Origin of the sequence: Aquisphaera insulae, from assembly GCF_011064615.1 — a bacterium.
Lineage (GTDB): Bacteria > Planctomycetota > Planctomycetia > Isosphaerales > Isosphaeraceae > Aquisphaera > Aquisphaera insulae.
On record NZ_JAALJH010000013.1, the window covers coordinates 113,248 to 135,856 of the forward strand.

The window sequence follows — 22,609 nt, forward strand, 5'->3', positions numbered from 1 at the left end:
TCGTCAATCGCGGACGACCTTCCGCACGCCTTCGATGATCCTGGCCACGTCGGGGCGGTAGGCGTCCTCCAGGACGGGCGTGAAGGGCACGGGGACGTCCGCCGAGGCCACGCGGACGACCGGGGCGATCAGGTCGGAGCCGCAATGCTCCATCAGGCCCGCGGCGATCTCCGCCGAGACGCCGCCGGTCCTCGGGCCTTCCTCGACGATCACGACGCGGCCGGTCTTGCGGACGGATTCGCCGATCGTGGCGTAGTCGATGGGCGCCAGGCTGCGGACGTCGATGACCTCCGCGTCGATCCCCTCGTCGGCGAGCGCCTCCGCGGCCTGCCTGGCGTAGTGGGCCATCAGGAGCCAGGCGAGGATCGTGACGTGCGAGCCCTCGCGACGGACGGCCGCCGTGTCCAGGGGGACCGTATAGTCCTCGATCGGGATGTCGCTCGTGGCGTCGACGGCACCCGGCTCGGTCCGCGCCCCCTTCGAGCCGTACAGGAGCTTGTGCTCGAAGATCAGGACGGGATTGTCGTCGCGGACGGCCGCCTTGAGGATCCCCTTGGCGTCGAACGCATTGGAGACGGCGACGACCTTCATGCCGGGGACGCCCGTGAAGTAACGCTCCATGCTCTGGGCATGCTGCGAGCCGCGGCCCGTCGCCCCCACCGGGGCCCGCATCACCAGCGGGACCTTCACCGTGCCGCCGGACATGTAGCGGAGCTTGGCGGCGTTGTTGACGATCTGGTCCATGGCCAGGAAGAGGAAATCGCCGTACTGGACGTCGGCGATCGGCCGCATGCCGGCGATCGCGGCCCCGACCGCCGCGCCGAAGAAGCCGAGCTCGGCGATCGGCGTGTTCAGGAGGCGGTCCGGGAACTCCTCCTCGAGCCCGAGCGTGACGGTGAAGGCGCCTCCCCAGCCGCCGGGGACGGCGATGTCCTCGCCCAGGCAGAAGACGGTCGGGTCCCGTCTCATCTCCTCGGCGATCCCTTCGCGGAGCGATTCGGCGATGCTGAGTCGTCTCATTCTCGGCGTGTCCTTAGGCGAGGACGTCGGTCGTCAGGTCGTCCGTCGTGGGCAGGGGCTGGCGTTTGGCCTCGGTCACGGCCCGTTGGAAGTCCTCCCGAACCTCGCGGCGGATCGATTCCAGGCGCGCGGCGTCGGCGAGCCCGGCCTCGATCAGTTGGGTCCCGAACCGTTCGATCGGATCGCGCTGCAGCCATGCCTCGCGCTCGTCCTTGGGCTGGTAGTGGCACGGGTCGCGGCGGGAGTGGCCGGTCCGTCGATAGGTGAGGAGCTCGAGCAGGACGGGCCCCCGGCCGGCCCGGCAATCGGCCGCGGCGGCGAGAGCCGCCTCGTGGACGGCCAGGACGTCGTTCCCGTCGACCGTCTCCGCGCGGATGCCGTAGGTGGCGGCCCGCTCCGCGATCCGGGTGTTCCGCATCACCAGGTCCACCCGGGTCGAGGCGCCGTAGAGGTTGTTCTCGCAGACGAAGATCGCGGGCAGGTCCCAGATGGCCGCCAGGTTCACGCCCTCGTGGAAGGCGCCCTCGGCGACCGCCCCGTCGCCGAAGAAGCAGGCGACGACGGTCGGCAGCTTCCGCATCTTGTAGGCGAGCGCCATGCCCGCCGCCAGCGGGATCCCGCCGCCGACGATCGCGATGCCGGGCACCATCCCCTTGTCCATGTCGCCGACGTGCATCGAGCCGCCCTTGCCCTTGCAGCAGCCCGTCGAGGCGCCGAAGAGCTCGAAGAGGAGCGACTCGACCGAGAGCCCCTTGGCCAGCGCATGGCCGTGGCCGCGGAAGGTCGAGGTGATGAAGTCCGTCTCCTTGAGGGCGGAGCAGACGCCCACGGCGGTCGCCTCCTGGCCCTGGCACTGGTGGATCGTGCCGGGCATCGAGCCTTCCAGGAAGAGGAACTTCACCCCGTCCTCGAACTCGCGGATCGTGACCATCCGCTCGTATAGTCCCAGGAGGAATCCCTCGGGGTACCGGCCGAACTCGCGGGGCGTTGTACGCTCGGGTGTCTCGATGGAGTGGGGCATGCGGCGCCTCGTGGTTGCCGTTTCGGACGGTCAGAACGACTCCAGCTCGCGGACGATCGAGCCCAGGAAGGCCGCCGCGGCACGGCCGCTGGCGACCCGGTGATCGACCGAGAGCGTCAGGTTCACGCGATCCTGGACGACGACGCGGCCCTTCTCCACGACCGCCGCGGCCGCGATGGTCCCCACGGCCAGTATCGACGCCTCGGGCGCGTTCACGATGGCCGCGAACGACTCCACCCGCGAGCCGCCGAGGTTGGACACGGTCATGCTCGCCGGCGACGGCTGGCGCGCCTTCTGGTCGCCGGATCGGATCCGCTCGACCTGGGATCGGATCTCCTCGGAGACCCGGTCGAGGTCCTTGCCGCCCGGATCCTCGACCCGGATCGTGAAGAGCTCGCCCTCGTGATCGACGGCCACGCCGACGGCGTTCTCCCCGTGCGGCTCCAGGCGGTCGCCGGCGAATCGGTGGGCGAACCGGGGATGCTCACGCAGCGCCCGCGCGGCCGCGATGACGAAGAAGGCGTCCCAGGCCGGCTTCGGGCCCTCGCTCGAGTTCCTCCGCGCGACCATCCGCCCCGCGTCGGCGGAGGACTGGACGTAGAAATGCGGGACCGTGCTCTTGATCTCCTGCATCCGCCGCGCCACGACCCGTTCGGCCAGGCTCAGGGGCAGGGAGTCACGCCCGTCGGCCGGGGCCGGGATCGCCTTCCGGTCGCGATTGCGAGCGAAGAACGAGGTCCGGCCGGCGCCGGCGTGCGAAACCGTGGCCGGCCGAGGAATCGGACTCGCCGGCGCGATCGCGACGGGGGCGATCGGCGGCGAGGAGACCTCTTCGGGGCCGGCCGCGGAATCCGTCGAGAAGGTCGCGATCGGTGCGCCGGCGAGGACCTCGTCCCCCTCACGCACGAGGAGCCCCACCAGTTGCCCGGAGATCGTGGATTCGACCTCCATCGTGGCCTTGTCCGTCTCGACTTCCAGGATCGGCTGGCCGCGGGCAATGTCGTCGCCGGCGGCCGCCAGCAATCGAACGACCTTCATCGGCGACCCGGTCGTCGCGAGGTCGGGCATCCGCATGGACGTTTCCAAGTCAGTCCTCCCGCGGCGTCGATGGTCTGGCCTTGCCGGCCGAGCCGAGCAGACCGATCCGCTCGAGCACGGCGTCCCGGACCGCGAGCCGCCCGGCCACCATGAGGTCGTCGGGCCCGCCGATGCCGAGCAGCCGATGGGGATCGGAGACGCCGGCCGCCAGCTTCGCGCGGACGGCCGCCAGGTAATGCTGCTTGAGGTAGGTGCCGAAATTCACCTTCACGACGCCCAGGCCGACCGCGAGCAGCAGTGATTCCGACTCGATGCCGGTGCCGCCGTGGAGGACGAGCCCGCAGGGGACCTTCCCGGCAATCCGACGGAGCCGATCCAGGTCGAGCTCCCCCTGGCCTTCGAGCCGAATGTGGACGTTGCCGACGCTCACGGCCAGGAGGTCCACGCCCGTCGCCTCCACGAATCGAGCGGCCTGGTCCGGGTCGGTCAGGGACGAGGCATGCCCCTCTTCCTCTCCGGCGCCGCAGGGGAGGACGCCCAGCTCCGCCTCGACCGCCACGCCGTGATCGTGGGCGAACCGGGTGATCGCCGCGACCCGTCGCGTCGACTCCTCGAAGCTCGCGGACGGGTCGGCGGGCATCACCAGGTTGAACCCAGAGACCACGGCGCGTCGCACCCAGTCGTCGTCCGGGCATTCGTTGAAGATGAACCCGCAAGGGACGCTCGCGGAGCCGGCCGCGGCCCTGCCGAGGGCCCCGTACCAGTCCAGCCGTTCGGCCGCGAGCCGGTCCGGGCGCGCCAGGAAATCGCCGTTGAAGCCCACGATCAACGGCGATCGCGAGGACTCGGCGGCGTCGATGACACCCTGGAGCGACTCGACGTTCCAGCTCTCGAAGTAGCCGATCGCGTATCCCCCGGCTCGGGCGTCGGCGACCATCTGCTCGATGGTTTCCAGTGGCATGCGGAACTCCCTCGCCCACCCGCGATCGCGCGGATGCCTCGCAGGGCGTGATATCGGTGGGACACGCCCCGGCCAATTGATGGAGGCCATGCTACCCCCATGGAAACGACGGGGCAACGACCCACCGTCGGCGCTTGACCGCTCTTCTCGGCCGGACCTATCATGAATCCGTTCCCGTCCGGCCGAGCGACTGACGCGATTCGGGCCTCACACAGGAGGCGGGTAGGATCAGGCGAGAGACCGATAGGCCCATGCACGTTTCCCTGAGCTTTGACGACGAACGCCTGGACCTCGACATCCCTGACGACAAGCTGGTCGGGAGCTGGGACGGTCCGCAAGGACTGGATCCGGCCGCGGCCGCCGCGGCCGCTCGCGAGGCCCTGGACAGCCCCGTCGAGCTCCCGCCCGTGGGTCGGATGGTCGTGGCCGGCGATCGCGTGGCCATCGCCTGGGATTCCTCCCTGGCCGGCGCGACGCCCATCCTCCACGGCCTGCTCGAGCGGCTGACGGCCGCCGGCGTGGAAGTCGACGACGTGGTCGTCGTCACGACCCCCGGCTCGTCTCGGTCCGGCCCGCTCGACCTGCCCGCCGGCGTCGCCCAGGAAGTCCATGATCCGCTCCATCAGGATTCGCTCGCGTACCTCGCGGCGACGAAGGACGGCCGCCGGATCTACCTCAACCGTCGGCTCACGGACGCGGACGTCGTCATCCCGGTGGGCCGCGTCGGCTACGATCCGATCCTGGGATACCGCGGGCCGTGGAGCACCCTCTTCCCCGCGCTCAGCGACGTGGAGACGCACCGGTCCTATCGCAACCAACTGGTCGAGGATCCGGCCGATCAACTCAAGCCGGCCCCTCGGTGGGACGAGTCGTTCGAGGTCGGCTGGCTCCTCGGCTCCCAGCTTCAGGTCGGCGTCATCCCCGGCGCTCGCGGGCCGGCCGCGGTCCTTGCGGGCCTGGGCGACCCGCTGCGAGGGCGCGCGGTGGAGGTGCTCGATAAGCTCTGGGGCTATCAGGTCCCTTCCGGCGCGGAATGCGTGGTCGCGGGGATCGGCAGGCCGGGAAGCCCCTCGGGGCTCGGCGAACTCGTCGACGGGCTGATGACGGCCTCTCGGCTGGTCAACCACGGGGGCAAGATCCTGGCGCTTTCCCGCGCGAGCGGGGATCTCGGCCCGTCGTTGCGACGACTGACCTCGATCGATGATGTTCGGAAGGCCTCGGCAATTCTGCGCGGCCATGACGACGACGTCGACTCCGTCAGCGGCCGGCGGCTGGCTCGCGTGCTCTCCTGGGCCGACGTCTACCTGCTGAGCGGGCTCGATCGGGGGACGGTCGAGGATCTGTCGATGGTCCCCGTGGAGGGCCCCGATGAGGCCCGCCGCCTGGTCTCTCGGTCCGGGGCCTGCCTCGTCGTCAGCGGCGCGGACCTCACCCGTGCCACCGTCGTGGAAAGTCGGGAACACTCGGAGGGCCGGATACTCTGATGAGCGGCGAGCAAGCGTATCGAGCGGCTGGACAGGCCGCGGCATGGCGTGATCGATCGGACCGGGGCCGCCTCGAGATCGGCGGCCCGGATCGCGCGAAGTTCCTCCACAACCTGACGACGAACGACGTCAAGCGGCTGCCCGAATGGCGGGGATGCGAGGCCTTCGTCACGAGCCCCCAGGGGAAGACGCTGGCATTCGTGAACATCCTGGCAACCGCCGACTCGTTTCTGTTGGTCGCCGACCGAGCCGGCCTGGACCTTGCCATCCCCCACCTGACGAAGTACGGCGTCTTCGACGACGTCAGCCTGACGGATCGCACGACGAGTACCTTCGAGCTGCACGTCGCCGGGCCGTTCGCCGACGAGATCCTGGGGGCCGCGTCGGCCGCGGTGCCGGGCCCGCAAGACCTGGCCCTTGTCCGGACCGAGCTCGCCGGCCATCCGGTGCTGGTCGTCCGGGAATCGCCGACGGGGCGGCCCGGCCTGACGGTCATCGGCGACCGCGCGGCGGCCGCCGCCGTGCTCGACGCCCTGCGGGCCGCCGCGAGCCCCGCGGAGCTCCTCGAGCTCGACGCCGAGACGTTCGACGCCCTCCGGATCGAGGCGGGGACGCCGGCCTTCGGGGTGGACCTCGACGAGAAGAACCTCCCCCAGGAGGCCGGCCGCGACGATCGGGCGATCAGCTTCATCAAGGGGTGCTATCTCGGCCAGGAGACCGTCGCCCGGATCGACGCCATCGGCCACGTGAATCAGCACCTCCGCGGGCTCCGCCTCGATCCGTCCTCGAAGATCCCGAGCCGGGGCGACATCCTGGAGGCGGACGGCAAGCCCGCGGGACGGGTGACGTCCGCGGCGTTCTCTCCCGGCTGGGGCGCCCCGGTCGCCCTGGCCATGGTCCGCTCGGCCCACGCGACGGCCGGGACGAGCCTGTTGTTGAAGCCTTTCGACGCCCCGGACACGACGGAGGCCCGCGCCGAGGTCCTCGATCTGCCGATGATCCCGACCTCCCCCGAGCCGAACCCTCGCTGAAACAGCGACCAATCCTCTCGTCCCGAATCCCGACGCGCGACGACTCGAGCGGCGATCCGCAGACGGCGCGTCTCCCCCCATGACGAGCACCCGAATGAGGCATCCGCGGTACATCTGCATCCACGGCCATTTCTATCAGCCTCCCCGCGAGAACCCCTGGCTGGGCGCCGTGGAGATCCAGGATTCCGCCGCCCCGTTCCACGACTGGAACGAGCGGATCACCCACGAGTGCTACGCCCCCAACGCCCGCGCCCGACTGCTGGACGGGCAGGGACGCATCATCAACCTTGTGAACAATTACGCCTGGATGAGCTTCAACTTCGGCCCGACCCTGCTGCACTGGATGGCGGAGTCGGCGCCGGCGGCGCTCGCCGGCATCGTCGAGGCGGACCGCCTGAGCCAGGAGCGGCGGCGGGGGCACGGCAACGCGCTCGCCCAGGTGTACAACCACATGATCCTCCCGCTGGCCTCGGCGCGGGACAAGGTCACGCAGGTGCGGTGGGGCATGGCCGACTTCCGCCATCGATTCGGCCGCGAGCCCGAGGGGATGTGGCTGGCGGAGACGGCGGTCGACGTGAAGTCGCTGGAGGTCCTGGCCGAGGCGGGGATCCGGTTCACGATCCTCGCGCCCCGGCAGGCGAAGCGGTGGCGGAGGCTCGGGGAGACCGACTGGCCGGAGTCGACGGGCGGAGTGGACCCGTCCCGCGCCTACCTGGCAAGGCTGCCATCCGGCCGGTCGATCTCGCTCTTCTTCTACGACGGCATCATCTCCCAGCAGGTGGCCTTCGAACGCCTCCTGGACCATGGCGATCGCTTCGTCTCCCGGCTCTATCAGGGCTTCGACTCCCAGCGCGAGCAGGCCCAGCTCATGCACATCGCCACCGACGGCGAGTCGTACGGGCATCACCACGCCCACGGCGACATGGCCCTGGCCTACGTCCTGGACCGGCTGGCTCGCGACCCCGAGGTACGGCTGACCAACTACGGCGAGTTCCTCGAGCTGCATCCGCCGGAATGGGAGGTGGAGATCCACGACGACAGCTCCTGGAGCTGCGTCCACGGCGTGGAGCGGTGGCGGTCGGATTGCGGCTGCAAGTCGCGCGGCGAGTGGCACCAGCAATGGCGGGGGCCCCTGCGCGATTCGCTCAATCAACTGAAGGACCGGCTGGATCACCTGTTCAGCACCCGAGGCCGCGAGTGCTTCCCCAACCCCTGGGCGGCCCGGGACGCCTACATCGACGTCGTGCTGGACCGCGAGAATCCCCAGGCCGTCGAGACGTTCCTGGCCCGGTACGGGCACGCCGATCTCGACGAGGCGCAGGCAACCTCGGCGCTCCGATTGCTCGAGATGCAGCAGGACGCGATGCTGATGTTCACGTCGTGCGGCTGGTTCTTCGATGAAATCAGCGGCCTCGAGACCGTGCAGTGCCTGAATTACGCGGCACGGGCCATCGGCATCGCCCGCCAGTTCCACCGGGATTTCGAGGCGCCTTTCGTGGAGGGGCTGGCGAAGGCCCCGAGCAACATCCCGCGGTTCCGGGACGGGGCGGGGGTCTGGAGCCAGGTCGTCCGCCCGGCGGATGTGGACCTCGAGCGGGTCTTCGCGCACCATGCCATCAGCCTGATATTCGATCCGGCGGACGGTGCGGCGACCCGTCGTGTCTACTCTTACGATGTTGAGAATCTGGACGTCGAGATGAGGACGCGGGGGACCGGCCACCTCGCCGTCGGGCGGCTCCGCGCCCGCTCTCGGCGGACGAGGACCGAGGCCGAGACCAGCTTCGTGGTCGTCCACTTCGGCGGCCTCGATTTCCACGCGGTCCTGAACAACGGGACACATCCGGAGGTCTTCGATCTGCTCAAGGCCCGACTGCTGGCGGCCTACCGGACCGGCTCGCTCGCCGACGTGATGGCCCTGGTCAGGGAGGAGTTCCCCGGCCGGCCGCACCGGCTGGACGACCTCTTCCGGGACGAGCAGCGGCGGATCATCGGGATCGTCCTGGCGGACCGCTTCGAAGATTACCAGCGGGCCTTCGAGCATCTGGCCAATCAGGATGAGGAGATCCTCAACCGGCTGGGGAACCTGAACTATCCGGTCCCCCGCTCCCTCCGGGCGGCCGCCTCGACGTGCATCGACCGGCACCTGCGGGATCAGGTCGCCCGACTGGAGCGAGGGGAGGAGACCAACCTGGACCACCTCGAGCAAATCCACGAGCGCGGCCGGGCCTGGGGATACCAGCCTCAGCGAGAGGTCCTCGAGAAGATCCTGGGGGAGGCCCTGGAGCGCACCCTCGGGGCACTCGGTCCGGACTCCGACCCGACCGCCGTCGCGGCCCGCGCGGGGCTGCTCCTCGACGCCTCTCGACTCCTGGACGTAAGGCCACCCATGTGGCAGGCCCAGAACGTGCTCCTGAACCGATTTCACGAGCTGTCGAAGGCGAACGGCGTGGAACCGCGCTTGGCGACCACCTTCGCGGACCTGGCTGGCCGGCTCCAGCTCAGCCCGAGCCTGCTGGGTTGGCGGCCCTGACCGGCCGGGCCTCGAGTTCGAACGCAAACGAGGCGGGTCGGGGAACCGACGCGCCTCGCCAAAAGATCAGGCCATATCGGAGATTCCGCTCAGCGTCCTGCGCCGACCAGGAGCTCCTCGTGGCTGTGGGACTCGACGTTGCCGTCGGGGTCCAGGCCGAGGAGGCCGTCGTTCGGGATGCTCGCGATCTGGATAAAGTTCATCGGGCCGGGGAAGAGGCCCGGTTGCTGGAGGACCAGCAGTCCGAAGGGGGAGTCCTGGTTAGGGCGGACAGGCCGGTCGCTATCGGACCGCAGGACCCGTCCTCGCAGGATGGCCCCGGAGCAGGTCACCTGGACCAGGGGATGCTCGGTTCCTTGCCGGTGGCGGATCTCGTTGAGGATCGCCTGGCACTGTTCGAATGTCATTTTACACCTTCCTGGCGAGCGACGGACCTGAACCAGGGAGCCCGTCTCTTACGGGGGTCCCTCCGGCTCGCCACGCGACGGTCGACCCATCATGGGTCGACTGGAGGAGAGGTCGCTTGGCATGGTCCATGTCAGCGGGCCTATTCTGAAGATCGGAGCCGCGGCGTCAAGATCGACAGCGTTGCCCGGCATTTCTTCCGCGTTGACCACATGGTCGTTTTATGCCACAACTCGAAGAATCCGGGTGTCGATACTCATATTGTACGCCGCCGGAGACCGAACGTTTGAAATTGTCGTACGGAATCGTCAAGCCTCAGGATGAGGAGCCACCGATGGGCACGGATACGCCCCAGTCGCACCGCGTTCGCGGCGGATCCCTGCCCCACCATTGGACGCGCGTCGATGACCCGACGGCCGAGTCGGTTGTCGCGTCCTACGAGACGGTTATCGCCGGCGGCGGCCCGGCCGGACTGACCGCCGGCTATGAGCTCGCCAAGCACGGCCGGGGCGCCGTGGTCCTGGAGGCCGACCCCAGGATGGTCGGGGGCATCAGCCGGACCGACGAGTACAAGGGCTATCGGTTCGACATCGGCGGCCACCGGTTCTTCTCGAAGAGCTCCGAGATCAACGCCTTGTGGCAGGAGATCCTGGGCGACGAGTTCGTCACGAGGACTCGCCTGAGCCGGATCTACTACCGCCGCAAGTTCTTCCACTATCCCCTCAAGCCGCTCGACGCGCTCGTGAAGCTGGGCCCGGTGCGGGCGGCCCGGATCGTCCTCAGTTACGCCAAGGCCCGGCTCCGACCGATCGCGCCGGAGCGGTCCTTCGAGGACTGGGTGGTGAACCGTTTCGGGCGGGAACTCTTCGCGACCTTCTTCAAGTCCTACACCGAGAAGGTCTGGGGGATGTCCACGAGCGAGATGTCCGCGGACTGGGCCGCCCAGAGGATCAAGGGGCTGAGCCTGACGAAGGCCGTGCTCGGAGCCCTGCTCGGCGGACGCAAGTCCAAGCGAGGAGAGGTGATCAAGACGCTCATCGAGGAGTTCCAGTATCCCCGCCTGGGACCCGGCCAGATGTGGGAAACGGCCCGCGACCGGATCCGCGAGCTGGGCGGGGCCGTCCACAACGACCGCAGGGTGGTACGGATCGAGCACGACGGCTCCGCCGTCAGGGCTTTCCTGACCGTGGACGCCCAGGGGCGAAGGTGCCGGTATCACGGCAACCATTTCCTCTCGACCATGCCGATCCGGGAGCTGATCCGGGCCATGGATCCCCCGGCCCCGCCGGAGGTCGTCCGCGCGGCGGAATCGCTCCGCTATCGTGATTTCCTGAGCGTGGTCCTGATCGTGAATCGCGCCGAGACCTTCCCGGATACCTGGATTTACATCCACGAGCCGGACGTCCTCGTCGGCCGCATCCAGAATTTCAAGAACTGGTCGCCGGACATGGTCCCGGACCATTCCCGTTCGAGCCTGGGCATGGAGTACTTCTGCTTCGAGGGGGACAACCTCTGGACCATGGCCGACAGCGATCTCGTCGCGCTCGGCCGCCGCGAGATCGACGCCATCGGCCTGGCCAGGGCGGAGGACGTGGTCGACGGCTGCGTCGTCCGGATGCCCAAGGCGTATCCGGTCTACGACGACGTCTATCAGGATCACCTGGCCGTGATCCGGCGATGGTTGGCCAGCCTGGGCAACCTCGAACTCGCCGGCCGAAACGGCATGCACAAGTACAATAACCAGGACCACTCGATGATGACCGCCCTCCTGGCGGCGCGGAATATCCTCGGCCTGGGACGATACGACACCTGGAAGGTGAACACCGACGCCGAATACCACGAGGACGGCGACGGCCCCGGCTCCGACCGGACCGGACGCCTGGTGCCCCGGCGGGTGGCCGCGGCGGAAGCGTCCTGACCGGGCCGAGGCGCCAGCCCTCGGCCGTTCAGAACTTCTTGAGGGCGGAGGGCTCGTCCGGGAAGAGCTCGAAGAGCCGGTCGAACTGGCTGACCTTGAAGGCTTCCATCACCGGAGGGCGGAGGCAACAGAGCCTGACCTTCCCCTTCAGTTCCTGCATCTTCCGGTTCAGCCGCACGAGCTGGGCGAGCATCGCACTCGACATGTAGCCCGCGTTGTAAAGGTTCAGGAGGACCTTCTTGTACTTCTTCCCCTCGATCAGCGAGAAGAGCTCCTTCGAGAGGTTGTCAACCTTCTCGCCCTCGACCATGGAAGCGGTTTCGAGGAAGCTGATGACGGCCACGCCGTCCACGTCCTTGACCGACAGGAACTGGAAGGCCGGTCTGCCCGGGATCATGGTCTGGTCCTCCATCTCCGAGAAGACGCCCCGGGCGTGACGATCGCCCCACACCAATCCATGACCGCACGCCTGTCGGGGACGAATGATCCATCGCACACGTCGAGGATACTCCTCGGAATGAACGATCGCTACTTCGTGTTCGTTTTATGATCGACGGGATTGGAACGATTTCCCAATGCGCTAGCCCTCGACGAGGCGGGTAGACTCGAGGAGCCGGTTTCGTACTCTGATTCCCCTTCGAGTAATGGGCATGACCATCAAGACGGGTCCCGAGACCGCACGAGCCCTCCTCCCTTCGAAGTCTTCGGTGCACCGGATCGCGGCTCGCCGCTGGTGGTTATGGGTGCTGGGAGCCGGCGTTGTGGGGCTCGGGGTGTTCGTCCTGACGCGGGGACATTGGGGCGAGAAGGCAGACGTCCGCAAGGCCGCGGCTCCGGCCGGCGACCGGGTGGTCAAGGTCATCTCGCCCCGGCAGGGGGGGCTCGAACGAACGTCAAACCAGCCCGGGACGATCCGCGGCTTCGACTTCGCGCCCCTGTACGCGAAGGTCTCCGGATACCTGAAGGCCCTTAACGTGGATCGGGGCGACCGTGTCAAGGCGGGGCAGGTGCTCGCGGAGATCCTCGATCCGGAGCTCGATGCCGCCGTGATCCAGGCCGACGCGGCCCTCGGGCACTCGCGAGCCATGGTGAAGCAATCGGAGGCGAAGCTGAGGACGGTGAAGGCCGGCGTCCAGGCGGCACAGGCCACGCTGGCGCAGAGCCGTTCGCTCCTCGAGGAGGCCGTCGCGCAGCGGACCTATCGAAAGAAGGCGCTCGATCGGATGACGGAGCTGGCCCGGCGCAATGCCGTGGAGCAGAGGCTGGTCGACGAATCCGAGGATCAGTACATGGCTTCCCTGGCGGCGGAGCACGGCAAGCAGTCCGGCATCGCCACGGCGGAGGCCCAGCTCATCGAGGCGACGGCGGCCGTCGAGCTGGCCGAGGCCGACCTCGAGACGGCGAAGTCAGAGGTGGTGATCGCCGAGGCGAACCTGAAGAAGGCGAAGGTCTTCATCGACTACGAGAAGATCATCGCACCGTTCGACGGAGTCATCACCTACCGAGGGGACGGCGTCCACATCGGCTCATTCATCCGGTCGGCCACCGAGGGGGGCGTGTCCCAACCGCTCCTGACCGTCACCCGCACGGACCGAATGCGGACCATCGTCGAGCTGCCGGATTCCGACGCGCCGGCCTGCGACGTCGGCGATCCCGCCTCGGTGACGATCGCGGCGCTCGCCGGGCGGACCTTCCAGGGGAATGTGAGCCGGATCTCCGAATCGGAGAACCTGCTCACACGGACCATGCGCGTCGAGCTTGACCTGCCCAATCCGGACGGAATCCTCCGCGACGGCATGTTCGGGACGGTCATCATCCAGCTCGAGCCGCCCACGAAGAAGCTCACGATTCCGTCCGCCTGCTTGCTGGAGCGCGGGGAGAACGGCAAGGGGGCCGTCTTCGTGGTTCGGGATGGCAAGGTCGAGCGGAGGCCCATCGGCGTGGGCATGGACAATGGGCGGGAAGCCGAGGTCCTGGAGGGGCTGTCGAAGGATGACGTCGTCATCGCCGAGGTCACGTCCTCCCTCTCCGAAGGTCTGGCCGTCAAGGCGGATTCCGCCGGCGCCGATCGTGCGGGATGATCCGAGGAGGTGTGCACGTCATCGGCACCATGGCGGGCGGGCGGTCCGAGACTCGGTCGATATCGGTTGCAGGAATGCCCGACCGATCCGACGGGACTCACGGAGATCGCGATGGACCGCGGACGCGACGAGAGGGGCCACCGACTCGACTTCGACGCGCTCGAGCCTCGTCACATGCCGGCCGGCGCGGGGCTCTGGGCAGCGACCGCATTGGGCACCGGCGACGTCAACGGTGACGGGACGGTCGATCCTTCCGACCTTCGGGCGTTTGCCGTGGCCTTCCCGTCGCGGGCGGGCTCTCCCAATTTCAATCCGGCCGCCGACTTCAATCGTGACGGCGTCATCAACGCGAAGGACGCGAGGGTCATCCTCCGGAGCATGGCGCCCCTGACGACCCGCCGCCCGCTGAACGTCAGCCTGGCCCTGGCGCCGGAGGACCGGCCGGACTTCAAGACGTCGCAGATCTCGGGCGGCGCGACGATGCACCAGGACTTCACGATCATCGGACACACGACGCCGGGGAGCCTGGTGATCGAGGACAATCACAAGTCGCGGCTCTCCGGCGGTTCTTCGGCCTACAAGTTCACCGGCCCGGCGCACGCCGTCGATGCGAGCGGGAACTTCTCGATCAAGGCGAGGAATACCGAGGGCGTGAACAACAACAACTTCCTCGTCCTGGATCCGTTCGGCGGTCGGCTGATCATCGATTTCCCCGTGCTCTGGATTCCCTACGCGTCGGGCCGTATCGGCCGATGAAATGGTTGCGCCCTGCCCTCTCGCCGATCATCACTCAACGCCAAGATGAATCGGATGACCGGAGACGGGCAGGGGGCCGACGAGGGGCGTATTCAGCGGCGGCGGCCCGGCAGGCTCGATCGCCGGCTCCGGAAGGGGCGGGGGCGAGCCCAGGGCCACGAAGAGCCGGAACTGGGCCTGGTCATAGGCGACGATCGCACGGACGACATTCACGCGGGCGGTCGCCACGAGATTCAGGCTATTCAGGACCTCGATCGGCCGGCCCAGGTTCTGGCGACTTCGGGCGCGGTCTTCCCGGAAGCCCTCCTCGGCCGAGGCGAGCTCGCGGCGAGCGATCTCGATCTTCGCCCGCGCGGCCAGGGCCTCGGCCCGGCTCGCGGCGATCTCGCGGCGAGCCACGTTGATCGCTCGGACGCGTCGGGCCTCCGCCTCGCCGACCAGGGCCGATCCCCGCCGCTGGAGCGAGAGGTTCCCGGCACCCAGGTTCATCAGCGTCCAGTAGACGCGGACGTCGAAGTCGGACCGGCCGGCGAAATTCCCCATCAGCGGCGGGACGACGTTGCTGCCGCCGCCGAACGCGGCGCCGCTGTATCCCAGCCAGAGCGTCGGCAGCAGCGGCCGGGCAATCTCGCGGCGGTATTCGTAATCGGCCCGCACGACGTCCGCGTTCCGGGCCGCGAGGTCCGGTCGACGGCGGAGGGCATACTGGACCAGGTCGAAGACGGTCGTCTCGAGATCGATCAGGTGAATCGGAGCAAGCGTCCCCCCCTCGGCGTGGAGCCTGATCGAGGGATCCAGATTGAGCCGTGCGGCCAGCCTGGCCGCCGTGACGGCCACCTCCTCCTCCGCGCGCTGGACGGCGGCGCGGTGGAGCTTCCACTCGGCCTGGGCGCGGTTGGCATCGGCGACGCGACGCTCGCCGGCGATCGCGAAGTCGTCCACGTTCACGGCGAGATCGTGGACCTGAGTCTCGTTGAGCCGCCTGATCTCCAGGATTTCCTGCGCGGCGAGCAGCTCGAGGTGAAGCACGGCCACGTCCAGCAGCACCTCGTTGGCCGTCGCCAGGGCGCGGAATCGGTTGCCGAGGACGAGCTGATGGGCGGCCAGGGGTTCGAACCACGCTTCGGTGAGCGAGCCGAAGAGGCTGACAGCCGGGACTGCCGGCGTGCCGGACCCCATCGCGAGGCTGCCGCCGCCGAAGTAGAGGGACTGTTCCGTGAGGTTCAAGATCTGACCCGAGGATCGCTGGAGGTTTCCCGTATGGATGTGCAGATTCGTGCCCGCGTTCAGCGAGGGGAGGAGGATCGACCGCGCCTGGGTCTGCGCCGCGAGAGCCTCGGTGATCCGTGCCCGCGCGGCGGCGATGGTCGGGTTCTCCGCGTCGGCGAGCCGGAGTGCCGTGTACAGGTCCACCGGATACGCGGGCGCCGCCGGGACCACGGCCGGCGAGGGGACGCGAAGGCCAAGAGCCTGCCGCCGCGCGGCCAGGTCCTTCTCGGCCTCCGCCTGGCCATCCGAGGGGTCGCTCGCCGGCGGCCGAGCACCGGCCCGCGACGGCATCATGGCGAGGATGGAGAGGCCGATCGCGGCCCCCAGGAAGACTCGCGCGGGCGTTGATGGCCTGTTTCTCATCTAGCGACCCGCCGGCGGTGGGACGTTGCCGGTACGGGCCGGCCCGGTGACCCGGGGGTTCTCCGCGGTGACCCCGCTCGGCGAGACGCCGCCGACCGGCACCGGCCGGGCCAGCGTATCGGCGGGCGGCTGCCCGAGAGCGACGTAGAGCTCGAACTGGGCGCGGTCGTAGTCCACGATAGCGTCCACGTAGTCGAGTCGCGCCTGCGCCAGGAGTCGGAAACTGTCGAGTAACTCGATCGGGAGGACGTCGCGGGACCGATAGCGGATGCGTGTCAGGTCCTGGGTGAACGAGAGGAGGCCGGACTCGACGGCCGACTCGTTCGTCTCGATCTGGGCGTAGCGGGCGTGGGTCTTCGCGTAGGCCTCGGCGATCTGCTCGCGGACCAGGTTCAGGACCTCGAGCTGTTCGAACCGGCGGACCTGGAGGTTGGCGTTCGCGCCCCGGATCAGGGCCACGTTCCCCACCCCCAGGTTTCGAATGGTCCAGTAGGCGGCCGCGTCGAAATCGGTCCGGCCGCCGAAGCCGCCCAGGATTGGCCGGACCAGGTTGCTGCCGCCTCCGAACCCGCCGGCGCTGAAGCCGAGATAGATTGTCGGCGAGAAGGGGAGGACCCTGGCGTTCTCCAGGGCCAGCAGCCCCTGGATGATCGAGGCTCGCTGGGCTCCCAGCTCGGGACGCTGGAGCAGGCCCAGGGCTAGCAGCTCGGAGACGGGGATCGGATCCGGCACCAGGGGGTGCGGCACGACGAACGCGTCGGTCGGGTGGAGCCGGACCGACGGGTCCAGGTTGAGGACCTCGCAAAGGCGTGCCGAAGAGGCCAGGATCTCGGCCTCCACCTGCTTGAGGAACGCCTCGCGGCGCTGGAGCTCGGTCGCGGCGCGGTTGGCGTCTGCCATCCGGCCCTGGCCGGTCTCCGCGTAATCACGCGTCAAACGGGCGATCCCCCTTGCCTCGTCGCGGTTCTGCAAGGCCACGGCGTGGCGAGCCTCGGCACGGAGCAGCTCGCTGTAGGACAGCGTGACCCGGAGGAAGACCTGGTTGCGGACCGCGACGTTCTCGAATTCCCGCTGGTGGACGAGCTGGCGGCTCTCCAGGTAATTGAAGACGCCCACAGCGAGGTTGCCGCCCAGGAAGACGCCGGGGATGGTGACGGTCCCGGAGCCGACCGCGCTGCTGCCGGCACCCACGTACACCGAGCTCCGATTGACCGAGAGGATATTGCCGTTGCCCTGCTGCAAGTTCCCGGCGTGGCTGTCGTAGTTCATGCCCGGATTGATCGACGGCAGGAATCGCGCGGCGGCGAGTTGCCTCTGGGCGACCGATTCCAGGACTCGCTGGCGGGCGACGTTCAGATCCGGGTTCTGGACTCCCGCCAGCCGGAGAGCCGTCGTGAGGTCGATCGGCCTCGTCTCGGTCGCCAGGATCGACGGTGGTGAAACCGGGGCCGGTGGCGGAGTCGCCTCGCCGGCAGGTCGAGACGGAATACTCTCTCCCGACGAGGGGAGCGCCTCGGGCATGGGGCGGTGGCTCGGGCTACGACCCGGCTCGGTCTGCGCCACCGCCGCGGCTCCGGCGGCCGCGGCGGCCGCGAGCCATCCCGCCAGCCCCAGGTGGATCGCCCTTCTGCCTCGTCGTGTCACCATCCTGCTCCCTGTGGGGGCATATTCCGGGCATCCTGCCCGCTCACGAATTCCTGATCGACCCCGAGAGATGGGAAACTTGATGCCGACCCGTTCCGGGACGGCTTCGGCGTGATAGGAAAACGCGGACCCACGACCTAGAATCGGAGTTCCGCGTCTCGATCCACGGGCCCTTGAGGCTTTTTCCCCAAAACCAGGGGCTCGATCATGAACGGCCTGATCAAGGCCTCGCTCGGAAATCCCCATGCGGTGACGGTGATGGCGCTCACGATCGTGCTGCTGGGCGGCCTGAGCGTCTCGCAGATCCCCGTGGATATCCTGCCGACCTTCCGCAGCCCGGCGGTCCAGACGCTGACTTTCTACGGCGGGATGTCGGCCAATAGCATCGCCCACGACATCACCAACCGCATGGAACGATGGACCGGCCAGGCGAACGGCATGGCTCGGCAAGAGTCTCGATCGATCCTGGGCGCGAGCATCGTCCGCAACTACTTCCAGGGCGACGTCGATCCCAACGGGGCGCTCACGCAGGTGAACTCGCTGGCCCTGGCGGCCATCCCGAACCTCCCGCCGGGGACCCTGCCCCCGGTCGTCCTCCCTTTCGATCCCACGTCGACGACCCCTATCTGCGTGGTGGCGGTGGATAGTGACGACCCGGCGAACAATGAATCGGTCCTCTACGACGTCGGCCGGTACGAAGTGCGAAACATGATCATGGGACAGCCGGGAGCGGTCGCCCCGGTCGTCTATGGCGGCAAGGTGCGGGCGGTGATGGCCTATCTGGATCGCCAGAAGATGCAGGCCCGCGAGCTCTCGACTCAGGACGTCCTCGCCGCCCTCAACGCCGGCAATGTCTTCCTGCCGACCGGCGACGCCAAGTTCGGCGACCTGGACTACGTCATCGATTCCAACTCGATGTACGAGAAGGTCGAGGACATGGGCGACATCCCGGTCCGGATCGAGCCGGGAAACGCGACGTACCTGAAGGATGTGGCCCGGACGAAGGACGCGAATTACATCCAGACCAACGTGGTCCGCATCGACGGCAAGCGGGAGGTCTACATCCCCGTCTTCCGCCAGCTCGGGGCCAGCACGTTGAAGGTCGTTCAGGCGCTCCAGGACTCGCTCCACGAGATGGAAGGCAAGCTGTCGCGGGCCGGGATCAGCCTTAAGCTCGTGATGGACCAGTCCGTCTACGTGCGGAAGTCGATCGAGGCGCTCGTCCAGGAGGGCCTGCTGGGCGCGGTCCTCTGCTCGCTGGTGATCCTGATGTTCCTCGGCGAGTGGCGGATGACCGGGATCGCGGTGATGACCCTGCCGATCTCCTGCCTGGCCTGCTGCGCCGCGCTCTACTTCTGCGGCCAGACGGTGAACACGATGACCCTGGCGGGGATGACGCTCGCGATCGGGCCGATGATCGACAGCGCGATCATCTGCCTCGAGAACACCCATCGGCACATGAGCCTGGGAGCGAGCCCGCGCGACGCGGCCTTCCTGGGGGCGAGCGAGGTGGCCATGCCGGAGCTGGTCTCGACGCTCTGCACGTTCCTGGTCCTCTCTCCGCTGGTGCTGACCCCCGGCCTTGGCCAGTTCCTCTTCAAGCCGATGGCCATGGCGGTCGCCTTCTCGATGATCGCCGCCTACCTGCTCTCGCGGACGCTGGTGCCGGCCTGCTCCGCGTACTGGTTGAAGCCGCACGGCTCCGGCGAGCACGGTGGCGAGGAAGCGGAGCATGAGGGCGGCGGGCCCATCGCCCGCATTTTCGCCGGCTTGCAGGCCGTGATCGATCGAGGCATTGGAGGCTACGTGAAGGGCCTGGATGTCGTCCTGGATCATCCGAGGCTCACACTGGGCCTCTCCTTCTCGGCCCTGGCCGCGACGGTGATCGTCTTCTGGCCGATCCTCCGCAAGGAGTTCTTCCCCGAGGTCGACGCGGGGGCCTTCGAGATGTACGTCCGCGCCCCGTCCGGGCTCCGGATCGAGAAGATGGAAGAGCGGATCAAGGCGGTGGAGCACCACGTTCGCGAGACGATCGAAAAGGAGGATCTGCAACTGGTCCTCTCGGAGCTGGGGGTGACGTCGGACTGGTCGGCCGCCTACACGCCCAACGCCGGCCCGATGGACGCCGTGGTCAAGATCCAGCTCTCCGCCGAGCGGAAGAAATCGGCCCAGGACTACGTCGCGGAGCTGCGGGAGAGCTTCGCGGCCCGCAGCGAGTTCAGCGACCTGGAGTTCGCCTTCGACGCCGGCGGCATGGTCCGCGCCGCGATGAACGAGGGGAAGTCCACGCCCATCAGCGTCCGGATCACCGCGAAGGACCAGAAGACCGCCCACCGCGTCGCCTTGGACATCCGCAACGAGGTCGTGAAGGTCCCGGGCGTGGTCGACGCCCGGATCATCCAGCGGCTCGACTATCCCCAGTTCATGATCAAGGTGGACCGGGCGAAATCGGCCCAGCTTGGCCTGACGCAGGCGGACGTCATGAAGGCGATCATCGCGTCCCTGAATTCGAGCATCCAGTTCGACAAGCGAAATTTCTGGATCGATCCGAGGAGCAAGAACCAGTATTACGTCGGGGTCTCGTACGCCGAGAACGACATCACGTCGCTCGACACGATCCTGGACATCCCGATCACCAGCCCCGTCCAGAAGCGCCCGATCCCGATGCGGAACGTGATCGAGATCGAGCGGAGTCCCGTGGCGACGGAGGTGACCCATTACAACATCCAGCCGACCATCGAGCTGACGATGGGGGTCCACCAGCGGGACCTCGGCCACGTCTCGGACGACGTCTCGGAGATCCTCGGCAGGTTCGGCAGGTTCTCGAAGGCCGGCCAGTGGGACACCTACAAGCCCGATTCCGGCGGCAAGGAATTGCTCACCGGCAGCAAGATCACGCTCAGCGGCGAATATCTCCGGATGAAGGATACGTTCAATAGCCTGGGGATCGGGCTAATCCTGGCGTCGCTGCTGATCTACTTCCTGATGGTGGGGCTCGATCGTTCCTTCGTCGTCCCCCTCACCGTCATGGCCATCGTGCCGCTCTCGCTCGTCGGCATCATGCCGATGCTCTACCTCACGAGGTCGGCCGTGAACGTGCAGTCCCTCCTCGGGTTCATCTTCATCGTCGGCATCAAGGTCGCAAACTCGGTGCTGATGACCGACTATGCCCAGGAGCTTCGCCGCCACGAGGGCCTCACCCCGCTGCAGGCCATTCGCAAGGCCGCCGCCCTTCGCGTGCGGCCGATCACGATGACCGCGCTCGCCGCATTCTTCGCGCTCACGCCCGGCGCGCTCGCCCTCGAGCGCGGGAGCGAGGCCAACGCGCCGCTGGCGCGAGCCATCCTCGGCGGCCTGATCGCGGGCGAGCCCGCCACGCTCTTCGTATTGCCGGTCATCTACTCGCTCCTCGTCCGCGACCGGCCCGGGCGGGGGCTCGAAACGGACCACGAGGGGGGGACCGGGGACGATCCCGGCGGCGAGGCCGGCGCGTCGTGAGGGGTCCATGATCGGGAGGGCTCGCTACCATCCGGCGTTCCTGGTGTTTCATCATGGGACGACGTGGAGACCTCGGACATGCAGATCGCGATCGCCTTCTGGTTGCTGATCACGGCCGCCGCCTCCGGGCCCGGCGGCTCTCACAGGAACATCGCCTACTCCGACCTCGGCGGGGCTCGCACGCAGCTCGATGTCTACGCCGGGGAAGGGGGGAAGGCGCGGCCGTGCGTCGTCTGGATTCATGGCGGGGCCTGGGAGTTCGGGAACAAGAGCGGCGTCGGCCAGAAGCCGAAGGCGTTCGGCGAGAAGGGCTATCTCTTCGTCAGCGTCGATTACCGGATGCATCCCGCCGTCACCTACAAGGAGCAGGCGGGCGACATCGCCACGGCCATCCGCTGGGTACGAGACCATGCAGCGGAATACGGCGGCGACCCGAAGCGGATCTTCCTGATGGGCCACAGCGCGGGGGCCCATCTCGCCGCGCTGGTCGCGACCGACGAACGATACCTGGAGAAAGCCGGCCTCGGCTTGAAGGACCTGTCCGGGGTGATCCTCCTCGACGGTGCCGGATATGACATCCCCCAGCAGGTCGCCTCGTCGCGGTTGCCACGCATCAAGGCCATGTACACCGGAGTCTTCGGAAAGGATGTGGAAGGACAGAAGGACGCATCGCCCATCGAGCATGTGTCGAGAGGGAAAGGAATCCCGGCCTTCCTGATCCTCCACGTGGCCGCTCGCCCGGATTCGAGGTTGCAGTCGGAGTCGCTCGGGGAACGCCTTCGCGCGGCGGGCGTGGCGGCCAGGGTGGAGCCGGCTGAGGGAAAGACGCACATGACGATCAATCGCGAGCTTGGCACGCCGGGCGATCTCCCGACGATTTCGGTCTTCACGTTCCTGAGGGTTTCTTGCGGCGATCCCATCCCGGCCCCGGAGGCTCGACCCAAGCCTAGATGATCACGGGACTTACCAACGCCCCGTTGCCTTCCGATGGCCCTCGTGTACAAAGAAAGGGATCGGAGAATCATCACCCTGCCGCAGTCACCACGGGAACCCGAAATGCCCAAGATCCACGCTCCCGCCTCCGCCAGCAAGTCTACCCCCTTCGAGACCAAGAATGACCTGAGCGCCGGCGTCCGCACCAAGGTCATCGATCTGCTCAACGCCCGCCTCGCGGACAGCGTGGACCTCCAGTCCCAGGTGAAGCAGGCCCACTGGAACGTGAAGGGGGCCAACTTCATCGCCCTCCACAAGCTCTTCGACGAGATCCACGCAGACGTCCTCGAGTACGTGGACGAGATCGCCGAGCGGGCCGTCCAGCTCGGCGGCGTGGCCCAGGGGACCGTCCGGACCGCGGCCAGGTCGAGCCAGCTTGGCGAATACCCCGCGTCGGCGGTCGACGGCGAGCAGCACGTTGCCGCCCTCTCCTCGGCACTCGCCCGCTACGGCAAGGCGGTCCGGGATGCCATCGACGAGGCCGACGAGTTCGGCGACGTCGACACGGCCGACCTGTTCACGGGCATCTCGCGGGGCGTCGACAAGTGGCTCTGGTTCGTCGAGGCCCATGCCCAGGCGAGGTGAGCCGCGTCGAGC

The 22,609-nt window shown here is 68.1% G+C and carries 17 protein-coding genes; 9 read left to right on the top strand and 8 right to left on the bottom strand.

What is annotated here, in order from left to right; all coding sequences use genetic code 11:
* Positions 1-3 precede the first annotated feature (3 nt).
* From G6O54_RS10330 to G6O54_RS10345, 4 genes are read right to left on the bottom strand one after another with little or no spacing between them, the layout of a single operon-like run.
* Positions 4-1,020, bottom strand: a complete 1,017-nt coding sequence (locus G6O54_RS10330) for an alpha-ketoacid dehydrogenase subunit beta (protein ID WP_165224263.1) — start codon at positions 1,018-1,020, stop codon at positions 4-6.
* Positions 1,021-1,033: 13 nt separating this feature from the next.
* On the bottom strand, positions 1,034-2,041 hold the full coding sequence (locus G6O54_RS10335) for a thiamine pyrophosphate-dependent dehydrogenase E1 component subunit alpha (RefSeq protein WP_165224265.1): 1,008 nt from the start codon (positions 2,039-2,041) through the stop codon (positions 1,034-1,036).
* Between the two features lie 30 nt (positions 2,042-2,071).
* Positions 2,072-3,127: a 2-oxo acid dehydrogenase subunit E2 gene (locus G6O54_RS10340; protein ID WP_165224267.1), complete on the bottom strand. Its 1,056-nt coding sequence runs from the start codon at positions 3,125-3,127 to the stop codon at positions 2,072-2,074.
* Position 3,128: 1 nt separating this feature from the next.
* The gene (locus tag G6O54_RS10345; RefSeq protein ID WP_165224270.1) at positions 3,129-4,040 is read right to left on the bottom strand and encodes a class II fructose-bisphosphate aldolase; all 912 of its coding nucleotides are present in this window, start codon (positions 4,038-4,040) and stop codon (positions 3,129-3,131) included.
* 251 nt (positions 4,041-4,291) lie between these two features.
* On the opposite strand from G6O54_RS10345, the gene G6O54_RS10350 reads away from it, so the two are divergent.
* The 3 genes from G6O54_RS10350 (at position 4,292) to G6O54_RS10360 (ending at position 9,085) form a co-directional block, all read left to right on the top strand.
* Positions 4,292-5,524, top strand: a complete 1,233-nt coding sequence (locus G6O54_RS10350) for a lactate racemase domain-containing protein (RefSeq protein ID WP_165224272.1) — start codon at positions 4,292-4,294, stop codon at positions 5,522-5,524.
* The gene (gene ygfZ / locus G6O54_RS10355; RefSeq protein WP_165224274.1) at positions 5,524-6,555 is read left to right on the top strand and encodes a CAF17-like 4Fe-4S cluster assembly/insertion protein YgfZ; all 1,032 of its coding nucleotides are present in this window, start codon (positions 5,524-5,526) and stop codon (positions 6,553-6,555) included. Before G6O54_RS10350 ends, ygfZ begins: the two co-directional genes overlap by 1 nt.
* A 94-nt stretch (positions 6,556-6,649) precedes the next feature.
* On the top strand, positions 6,650-9,085 hold the full coding sequence (locus tag G6O54_RS10360) for a DUF3536 domain-containing protein (protein ID WP_165224276.1): 2,436 nt from the start codon (positions 6,650-6,652) through the stop codon (positions 9,083-9,085).
* Between the two features lie 89 nt (positions 9,086-9,174).
* Here G6O54_RS10360 and G6O54_RS10365 read toward each other — a convergent pair whose 3' ends face one another.
* Positions 9,175-9,492 carry a hypothetical protein gene (locus G6O54_RS10365; RefSeq protein WP_165224278.1) on the bottom strand — a complete coding sequence of 106 codons (318 nt, stop codon included), beginning with the start codon at positions 9,490-9,492 and terminating at the stop codon, positions 9,175-9,177.
* 332 nt (positions 9,493-9,824) lie between these two features.
* Here G6O54_RS10365 and G6O54_RS10370 point away from each other — a divergent pair, with 332 nt between their 5' ends.
* Positions 9,825-11,408: an NAD(P)/FAD-dependent oxidoreductase gene (locus tag G6O54_RS10370; protein ID WP_165224280.1), complete on the top strand. Its 1,584-nt coding sequence runs from the start codon at positions 9,825-9,827 to the stop codon at positions 11,406-11,408.
* Positions 11,409-11,436: 28 nt separating this feature from the next.
* On the opposite strand, the gene G6O54_RS10375 is transcribed toward G6O54_RS10370, so the two are convergent.
* Positions 11,437-11,805, bottom strand: a complete 369-nt coding sequence (locus G6O54_RS10375) for an STAS domain-containing protein (RefSeq protein WP_165224283.1) — start codon at positions 11,803-11,805, stop codon at positions 11,437-11,439.
* A 253-nt stretch (positions 11,806-12,058) separates the two neighbouring features.
* Between G6O54_RS10375 and G6O54_RS10380 the strand changes: the two genes are divergently transcribed.
* The gene (locus tag G6O54_RS10380) at positions 12,059-13,489 is read left to right on the top strand and encodes an efflux RND transporter periplasmic adaptor subunit (RefSeq protein ID WP_165224285.1); all 1,431 of its coding nucleotides are present in this window, start codon (positions 12,059-12,061) and stop codon (positions 13,487-13,489) included.
* A 111-nt stretch (positions 13,490-13,600) separates the two neighbouring features.
* Complete coding sequence (locus G6O54_RS10385; RefSeq protein ID WP_165224287.1) at positions 13,601-14,245, top strand: dockerin type I domain-containing protein; 645 nt, start codon at positions 13,601-13,603, stop codon at positions 14,243-14,245.
* A 30-nt stretch (positions 14,246-14,275) separates the two neighbouring features.
* On the opposite strand, the gene G6O54_RS10390 is transcribed toward G6O54_RS10385, so the two are convergent.
* Complete coding sequence (locus G6O54_RS10390) at positions 14,276-15,877, bottom strand: TolC family protein (protein ID WP_165224289.1); 1,602 nt, start codon at positions 15,875-15,877, stop codon at positions 14,276-14,278.
* Positions 15,878-17,524 (bottom strand): TolC family protein, encoded by a 1,647-nt coding sequence (locus G6O54_RS10395; protein ID WP_205678731.1) that lies wholly within the window; start codon positions 17,522-17,524, stop codon positions 15,878-15,880. It abuts the gene before it with no gap.
* A 204-nt stretch (positions 17,525-17,728) separates the two neighbouring features.
* Between G6O54_RS10395 and G6O54_RS10400 the strand changes: the two genes are divergently transcribed.
* The 3 genes from G6O54_RS10400 to dps all read left to right on the top strand — a co-directional run bounded on the left by G6O54_RS10400 (position 17,729) and on the right by dps (position 22,597).
* A complete protein-coding gene (locus G6O54_RS10400; protein ID WP_165224291.1) occupies positions 17,729-21,019 on the top strand; it encodes an efflux RND transporter permease subunit in 3,291 nt (1,096 codons plus the stop codon).
* Positions 21,020-21,097: 78 nt separating this feature from the next.
* On the top strand, positions 21,098-21,973 hold the full coding sequence (locus G6O54_RS10405) for an alpha/beta hydrolase (RefSeq protein ID WP_165224293.1): 876 nt from the start codon (positions 21,098-21,100) through the stop codon (positions 21,971-21,973).
* Between the two features lie 102 nt (positions 21,974-22,075).
* Entirely contained in the window at positions 22,076-22,597 is a 522-nt protein-coding gene (gene dps / locus G6O54_RS10410) for a DNA starvation/stationary phase protection protein Dps (RefSeq protein ID WP_165224295.1), read from the top strand.
* Positions 22,598-22,609: the final 12 nt, after the last annotated feature.